The 7807-nt window shown below is 44.3% G+C and carries 8 protein-coding genes; 4 read left to right on the top strand and 4 right to left on the bottom strand.

What is annotated here, in order from left to right; genetic code table 11:
- Positions 1-1675, bottom strand: a 1675-nt coding sequence (locus tag A3756_RS09785; protein WP_068553423.1) for a M3 family metallopeptidase, incomplete at its 3' end; no start/stop codon positions are given.
- A gap of 254 nt (positions 1676-1929) precedes the next feature.
- On the opposite strand from A3756_RS09785, the gene A3756_RS09780 reads away from it, so the two are divergent.
- Genes A3756_RS09780 through A3756_RS09765 form a run of 4 tightly spaced genes read left to right on the top strand, consistent with a single transcriptional unit; the run spans position 1930 to position 5373 of the window.
- On the top strand, positions 1930-2517 hold the full coding sequence (locus A3756_RS09780) for a gamma carbonic anhydrase family protein (RefSeq protein ID WP_068553422.1): 588 nt from the start codon (positions 1930-1932) through the stop codon (positions 2515-2517).
- On the top strand, positions 2518-3453 hold the full coding sequence (ylqF, locus tag A3756_RS09775; protein ID WP_068553421.1) for a ribosome biogenesis GTPase YlqF: 936 nt from the start codon (positions 2518-2520) through the stop codon (positions 3451-3453).
- Between the two features lie 5 nt (positions 3454-3458).
- Positions 3459-4241 carry a TSUP family transporter gene (locus tag A3756_RS09770; protein ID WP_068553420.1) on the top strand — a complete coding sequence of 261 codons (783 nt, stop codon included), beginning with the start codon at positions 3459-3461 and terminating at the stop codon, positions 4239-4241.
- Between the two features lie 25 nt (positions 4242-4266).
- On the top strand, positions 4267-5373 hold the full coding sequence (locus A3756_RS09765) for a YafY family protein (protein ID WP_068514624.1): 1107 nt from the start codon (positions 4267-4269) through the stop codon (positions 5371-5373).
- 63 nt (positions 5374-5436) lie between these two features.
- Here the strand turns inward: A3756_RS09765 and A3756_RS26640 are convergent, their stop codons facing one another.
- The 3 genes from A3756_RS26640 to A3756_RS09755 all read right to left on the bottom strand — a co-directional run bounded on the left by A3756_RS26640 (position 5437) and on the right by A3756_RS09755 (position 7574).
- The gene (locus A3756_RS26640) at positions 5437-5580 is read right to left on the bottom strand and encodes a hypothetical protein (RefSeq protein ID WP_156490390.1); all 144 of its coding nucleotides are present in this window, start codon (positions 5578-5580) and stop codon (positions 5437-5439) included.
- Positions 5581-5693: 113 nt separating this feature from the next.
- Positions 5694-6941, bottom strand: coding sequence for an alpha/beta hydrolase (locus A3756_RS09760; RefSeq protein WP_068514622.1), 1248 nt, complete (start codon positions 6939-6941; stop codon positions 5694-5696).
- Positions 6942-7019: 78 nt separating this feature from the next.
- Positions 7020-7574 carry an NnrU family protein gene (locus tag A3756_RS09755; protein WP_068514618.1) on the bottom strand — a complete coding sequence of 185 codons (555 nt, stop codon included), beginning with the start codon at positions 7572-7574 and terminating at the stop codon, positions 7020-7022.
- Positions 7575-7807: the final 233 nt, after the last annotated feature.

Below are 7807 nucleotides of genomic sequence, written 5' to 3'. Positions count from 1 at the left end.
AGGCAAACTCAAGCTGGCGCATCATCATCATGCCACTTTGAAAGTGTTTCGCTGCTAGCATCTTATCCAACATATCCTTCGGCAGCGCTTCTCCTGTTTGGTAGTGACGACTGATCATAGCTATCGATTCTTCCTGCCAGCACCAGTTTTCCAAAAACTGACTTGGCAGTTCAACCACATCCCAAGGCACCCCAGAAATACCTGATACCCCAGCAACATCGACTTTGGTTAACATATGGTGCAAACCATGTCCGAACTCATGGAACAGTGTCGTCACTTCATTGTGAGTTAACAAGCTATCTGCCAGATTACCGCTCTCATCCGCAACAGGCGGTGTAAAGTTACACGCCAAGAAAGCTACCGGCATTTGCACAGAGCCATCGGCCAAACGTCTGCGTGCACGACAGTCTGCCATCCAGGCGCCACCACGTTTGTCTTTTCGGGCATAGATATCCAGATAGAAACCAGCTACTTCTTCACCCTCGCTATAAATGCTGTAATAGCGAGCATCTTGGTGGAAGGTTTTCACCTCAGGGCGCTCTTTGACTTCAATGCCAAACAGTTTCTGAACCACATCAAACATGCCTTGCAGAACCACTGGTGCTGGGAAGTATGGCTTTAACGCTTCTTGCGAAATATCAAAACGAGCCTGTCGAAGCTTTTCGGAATAATAGCCCACATCCCAGGGATTCAGTTCAGCCACACCGAACTCTTCTTTCATATAGGCTTTAAGCTCTTCTACTTCATTTTTTGCGTAATCAATAGCCTTGCCTGCAAGCTGCTCTAAAAACTCAATCACTTCATCTGGCGTGTCTGCCATTTTAGTCGCTAAGGAGCGCTCGGCATGATTGTCAAACGACAGCAACTTAGCAAGCGCCTGACGGCAACTGAGTATGCGTTGGATATTATTACTATTATCCCACTTACCCGCATCAGGTCCTTGGTCGGAAGCGCGAGTCAAATAAGCCTGATATAGCTGCTCACGGATATTGGCATCATCGCAGTAAGTCATAACCGGCAAATAACTAGGAATATCCAGGGTAATCAGATAACCCTTTTCATGTCCCTTGGCTTTTGCCTGGCTTTCGAGCAGTTGTAGTGCACTTTCTGGCAGACCTGCAAGTGAATCAACGTCTTCAAAATAGAGCGTCCAAGACTGTGTCGCATCCAAGACATTTTCCGAAAAGCTGTTGGTCAGCTCTGACATCTCCTTCTTCAATGCCGAGTAGGCTTCTTTTTCATCATCTTCCAACGCCACTCCCGACAACTTGAAGCCACGAAGAGTATGTTTGATTGACTGCTTTTGAGCTTGGCTCAGCCCAGCGTATTCATCGCTATCAGCCAAGGCCTGATAAGCTAAAAACAAGTCCTTATTCTGCCCCATTTCTGTACCGTATTCTGTCAATTTAGCGATAAGGCGCTTGTAGATTTCTCTCAACTCATCGGAATTTAGCACTGAGTTATAATGGGAAATAACCGACCAAACATTATTCAAGCGATCGTCAGCACTTTCTAAAGGATACGCAAAATCTTGCCAAGAATATTGTTTATCAGTTACAAGCTTTTCGACTAAAGCTCTGTTGTCTGCAAGCACCTTATCTAATGCGGGCTCAAAGTGCTCTAATGTAATCTGCTCAAACAGTGGCAGTGGCGAATCAGCTAACAATGGGTTCATTAATTTTAACTCTATCTATTTGGTATATTTTTAAGGCAAGCGAGCTAAGCAGCTTGGAACAATTTATTCTTTATGGGGGCATTGATGATTTTTTAAAGCCCTTAGTCTCACTATAGCAACTTGCTCGCATAGCGCTAGATACTGGTGAAGATCACTAATTTTCGGTATTCTCTGCCCTCAAGTTGAACCGAAAAAACACTTAGGTCGCAACGACGTCAATAACACCGCCAGATGTATCACAAGAGGATCAGCCTATGAGCTGCGTGAGAAACTATCTCGACTTTTCCCCCAAACTAGACTCATCAGTTTTCGTCGACCCAACAGCCATTGTTATTGGTGATGTTGAAATCGGAGCCGATAGCTCTATCTGGCCTTTAGTCGCGATTCGCGGTGATATGCACAAAATTCGAATTGGTGAACGCAGCAGTATTCAGGATGGCTCTGTGTTACACATCACACATGCTGGCCCCTATAATCCAGACGGTTTTCCACTCACCATTGGCTCTGACGTTACCGTTGGTCATAAAGCTCTGCTACACGGCTGCACAGTAAAAGATCGAGTATTAGTAGGCATGGGGGCGATTGTTATGGACGGCGCGGTGATAGAAGAAGAGGTCATTCTCGCTGCAGGTAGCGTTGTCCCGCCAGGCAAGGTTCTGGAGTCCGGCCATATGTATCGTGGCAGCCCAGCAAAAAAGATCCGCCCCATTAGTGACAAGGAAAAAACCTTTTTCAAGTACACTGCAAGCAATTACGTCAAACTGAAAAACCAGCATATGGATGACCTTTCAAAACAAGGTTTGGATACTCGTCCAGACTCTCTTAAGAATCAGGATAAGTAGATGGCAATTCAGTGGTTCCCGGGTCATATGCACAAGGCCCGCAAAGAAATTAAGAAAGTCATGTCTCAAATAGATGTGGTGATAGAAATACTGGACGCTCGGATTCCATTCAGCAGCTCCAACCCAATGATTCGCCAGCTTAAGGAAGATAAACCCTGCATTAAGATTCTCAACAAGTCTGATTTAGCTGATCCAGACGTAGTCAAAGCTTGGCAAGAACACTTCGAAAAAGATGCACAAGTTAAAACCTTGGCAATTAGTGCTAATACCCTTAGCAATAAAGGCGCTATCGCCAACTTATGTCGAAAACTCGCACCACATCGTCAAGATTCAGATAAGCCCATAAATGCCATGATTATGGGCATTCCCAATGTCGGTAAATCTACCCTGATTAATTCCATCGCCGGCCGAGCTATTGCAAAAGTTGGCAACGAACCTGCGGTGACAAAGCGCCAGCAAAAGATAAACCTTGATAACGGCATCGTTCTCTCGGACACCCCTGGCGTACTCTGGCCAAAACTCGAACCCGAAACCTGTGGTTATCGTTTAGCGGCAACAGGCGCGGTTAAAGACACCGCAATGGAATATGAATCCGTCGCTATTTTTGCCCTGGAGCATTTGGCAAACCATTACCCAGAAGCCTTGGCAACTCGCTTCAAGCTCGACTTCTCTACCTTTGATCTTCAGCAAGATAAGCTGGAGTTATTAAAACTTATCGGTAGTAAACGGGGCTGCCTAAGGGCGGGTGGTATTGTCGACTTATATCAAGCCGCAACTATTGTTCTAAATGAATTACGTTCAGGCAAGCTAGGCCAGATTTGCCTCGAGACTCCAGAAATGATGGAACGAGAACTTGCTGAGTTCCGCGCCATGATTGAAGCCAAGCGCCAGGCTGAAGAAGAGGCAAAGGAAAAACGTAATCAGGACGCTGATTAAAGATAATGTCAGAACTTAGCCTTGTTCAGTGTGCATTAATCGCTCTCACCTTTATTTGGAGTGGATTTGTGCGTTCAGGCTTAGGCTTTGGGGGAGCAGTACTATCACTGCCCTTCCTACTGTTAATTCACAATGACCCTTTGCTTTACCTGCCAATCATTTCGCTTCAGTTGCTATTCTTTTCGGGCTTAATATTTTTTGAAAATCACAAGATTCGCAAGAAATATGCACACCAGGGCGCACAAGACGAATCAGCTATTGATTGGCCCTATCTAAAGCGTGCGCTTCTAATTATGCTGATTCCTAAGATTATTGGCGTATTTGGGCTCATAACCTTGCCTGCTACCGTAATGGGTTTAATAATATTTTCTATCGTCGCGGTTTATTCCGTCACTTATATTTTTAACAAGCCCTTTAAGAGCCGTTTTAAGTCGCTGGATATCACTTTTTTAATGCTCGGTGGTTACGTCAGTGGTACCTCACTCATCGGGGCTCCTTTATTAACAGCTGTTTTCGCCTCACATGTTAAGAAGGAGCAGCTGCGAGACACCTTATTTGCCCTATGGTTTATTTTGGTGTCGATCAAAGTCGCAGCTTTTATTTATCTGAATGTCGACTTCCAGCTAACCCACCAACTATGGCTGCTACCCTGCGCGGCTCTTGGCCACCTGTTAGGTTTAAAGTTTCACCGAAAACTACAAGAAACCGACTCAGTCGTATTCTATCGCGTAATGGGTAGCGTCTTACTGCTCGTCAGTTTTATTGGTTTGTTGCGCGCTTTGCAATAAGCCACCGTATTGAAAGTGAGGACCAATGCAAACCTTTCTTAGAAGATTAGAAATACTCAACTATTTGAAGTCGCAGCACCTCGCCATCGGCACGGATGAAATTATTCAGCATTTGAGTGATGCAGGCTATCTGGATACTCAGGCCTCCAAAGCAAAAAGCCAGTTTAGACTCGTACAACGTGACTTGAAGTTCCTACTCGGTGACGAAATAGACGATAATGACTACCATAACGAGTTTGGCCTAAGCACTGAAAAAGGCCTGGGAAAGAGCCGGCTCTGGCGTCTCGACCCTTATTCTCTTATTGGCTACAGTTTTGAGAAAATGCCTGACTACATGGCATTGGCACTCTCCATAAGCCAAAAGCATCTGAAGCAAGTCTTACCTGTTGATACTCAGAATGTCCTTAAATCTATTTTTCAGGAAGCTCAAGACAAGCTTCTAAAACAAGAGAAGTCGATTTCCCCCAAGCATTATCAACGCCTGACTAGCGCCGTAGAATTTTTCCAACGCGGGCAACAGTTAAAGGCTGCCGATTTTGACCTGGAAATGCTAAACCGGATATACAGCGCTATCCTTCATCGCAAACGCCTGATACTAAGCTATCAAAGCCAAGGAAAACTCAAAGATTATGAGGTTCATCCTTTCGGCGTTGCGATTATGCTGCCGAAAATATATTTAGTCGCCAAGAAGGAAGGTGACATGCAAAAGGGCGATGAGGCTTTTCGAAGTTTCTTGATTCATAAGATAAGTGACTTAAGTGTTAGCAGTCACGCAAATGCGGTGCCTGAAGATTTCGAGCTAAAAAGCTATCTAGATCAAGGAAATATGGATGTCTTAATCGACTTTCAAGACGCTCAGACTTACACCCTGGAGCTGAGTATTACGACGGGAAAACACAGCAATTTAATACAAGACTTACACGACAACCCTATCAGTCACGATCAGGAGCTACATCACGCTCACGATGATGACTGGAGCTTAAGTGCTACAACTAAGCGCACGGTTCAACTCAGAAACTGGTTAATGTCATTAGGCCCTCAGGCCAAAGTGATATCGCCCGACATCATCAAACAGGACCTTATCGATAACATCGACTTGATACGGGCGAACTATATAAAGCGTCAACACTGACATTAAGTTTAAACGAGATAAGCATGAAACTATTGGCTCTAGCGTCAATACATACTTCCTCTATTAAACTGGCTCAACCAGTACCAAACGCATATCCTGACCTTCAAAAATCTCTTTTAAAGTGTCACGAACATTATGAATGTTGTCGCTTTTGATGCGGAAACGAAACTTAGTGCCTTTTTGAGTGAATGCGTTAATTCTGAACATATTAGATCTCCTGATGATATAGGTCAGCAGCATTTAATGTGTGCTGCTAAGTAAGTACAGGATCTATAATATGGAGCGGAGCGACATATTTTGTCGCTAAATAGGAGTTTTCTTTAATTTCCTTTATTTTTCTTAAGAAAATCTCGATGCCATTGCTCAAGACGCTCAGCAACCCCTAATAATACATAGTCGCTGCGTAGCGAAGAGAATACATCAAAGGCGTGTTGCGCCCCCGCGATCTCGGCAAACTCCACACTTTGCTTAGACACTTCATCTAGCCGACTGGCAAAGTATTGCGCTTCCCCTAGAGACGTCAGCGAATCTTTATCGCCATGAATGATGAGGAAAGGAGGTGCCGCTTCATTAATGTGATTGATCGGCGACATATGACGATATATCTCGGTATTTTCTTGTTTTGTCTGTTTGATAATATTCTTGCGCATGATGATATCCAGGCCAACCGTCAGTTGCAGATTCTGCTCATTCATCAAGTCGTAAATACCATAATAGGGAATACAACCTTGCACACTGGTATCTACATCTTCGAAGCCAGGTTGTAGACTTTCATCATTGGCGCTCAGACTGAGCAAAGAACATAAATGGCCACCGGCAGAGCCCCCTGTTGTTACGATGAAGTCAGGATTACCACCATACTCCTTAATATGCTCCTTCACCCAAGCCAAGGCTCTTTTGCAGTCGATTATATGCTCTGGCATGGTCGCCTTCGGACTTAGCCGATAGTCAATGGCTACGCAAATCCAACCCCGTTTAGCCATTTCCACCATAAGCGGAATACCTTGCTCCTTTTTGCTGCCATAACCATGAGTCCAGGCACCGCCGTGAATCTGAAATAGTACCGGCGCAAAATTGGCGGTCGTTCTTGCTCGGCGAATATCGAGCTTCAGATTCATACCATCAACTTTATGGTAAACGACGTCTTTAATATTTTGCACACCGGGATCTGTCCAACTGTAGAAGGGATAAAGCAGCCGAAAAGTATCAAGCTCTTCATGACGGCTCCAGGAGCTATTATCTTCCTTACGACGATGAGGAATAACGATCTGATCCATCAGACCTTTGGCTTTGTAACCAGAAAAATAGTGGTAACTTAGAAACAGCCAGGAAAGCACACATATCACTAATGACACGGCTGGAATAAAACTGTCGACCGCACCAAAAACAACAAAGAGGAAGACAACTATCAACTGAAATGCAATAACGTGCAAAGCCAGCTCTCCGGTCAGCCAGCCCAGCAAAAAGCTAAGAACTATCCATTTCGGATGAGAGTAATGGGGACGCAATACATTAACAGCCATTGCCAAACACAAGAGACTGAATACAAAGAATACAAACGTCGCCATATTTACCACCTCAACTTAGGGATAGCTTTGCCGCAAAATCACACTATAAAAGACTTTCGCTAAAGAAACGTAACGTACCTAGAAAAGCGGCACGCCAAACAATTGCATATGGTGCATCGCGACAGCACCATAGGCGATCACGCCGACACCTATAACAACAAATGTCATATAGGCTGGCTTAGGTTCCGGCTTGACCCATTCTGACCGTTTGTTCGCACGAATCATATCTATTACAGCATAGGCAAGAAAACCACCAAATAACAGAATTGAAGCCGCATCACCATTGATTAACAGGTGCCCCAAAGCCCACAATTTTACGCCAGCTAACATTGGGTGACGAACTCTACGTTTAATGTTGGAAGGGATATAGGCCGCAACAAGCAAAATAAATGCAGGCAGCATCAGAAGCTTGGTCAGGTGTGACAAAAACTGTGGTGGTTGCCAAATAGAAATAAACGGAGCATCGGCCTTACCCATAATAATCAGAGCAAAACCTGCTATAGAAATCACCGCAAATATGCCTTTGTAGGGCAGTTCTCCAAGTTTATCGATATATTTTTGTCGCAATTCGGGCAAGGTAGGTAAAAGATGAATACCGATAAAAATAATCAGTCCAATAAGTAGTGTGGTCACGAATCTGTCTCCCAGGGCGTTTATTCAGGTCATCATTTTGTTTGTATTATTTTCCAGTGCAGAGGATAAGAGATCATCACTATTAAATGCTAGCCCTATACTGATGAATTCAGCATCTAAAACACAGTTTGCCAAATATGGAAGTTAAAGCAGCGCCCTTTAAGGAAGCCTCAGATCGGCAACAATTACGGTTAAAACCTACATAGCCTTACATTAAATAACAAGACTTAACA

The organism is Oleiphilus sp. HI0086 (assembly GCF_001635225.1).
This window is presented reverse-complemented; position numbering and strand designations above follow the sequence as displayed.

Bases quoted from the DNA above. Each gene is read 5' to 3' on its own strand.
- A3756_RS09765 (WP_068514624.1), top strand. From the start codon at position 4,267: ATGCAAACCTTTCTTAGAAGATTAGAAATACTCAACTATTTGAAGTCG.
- A3756_RS09780 (WP_068553422.1), top strand. From the start codon at position 1,930: ATGAGCTGCGTGAGAAACTATCTCGACTTTTCCCCCAAACTAGACTCA.
- A3756_RS26640 (WP_156490390.1), bottom strand. From the start codon at position 5,580: ATGTTCAGAATTAACGCATTCACTCAAAAAGGCACTAAGTTTCGTTTC.
- A3756_RS09770 (WP_068553420.1), top strand. From the start codon at position 3,459: ATGTCAGAACTTAGCCTTGTTCAGTGTGCATTAATCGCTCTCACCTTT.
- A3756_RS09760 (WP_068514622.1), bottom strand. From the start codon at position 6,941: ATGGCGACGTTTGTATTCTTTGTATTCAGTCTCTTGTGTTTGGCAATG.
- ylqF (WP_068553421.1), top strand. From the start codon at position 2,518: ATGGCAATTCAGTGGTTCCCGGGTCATATGCACAAGGCCCGCAAAGAA.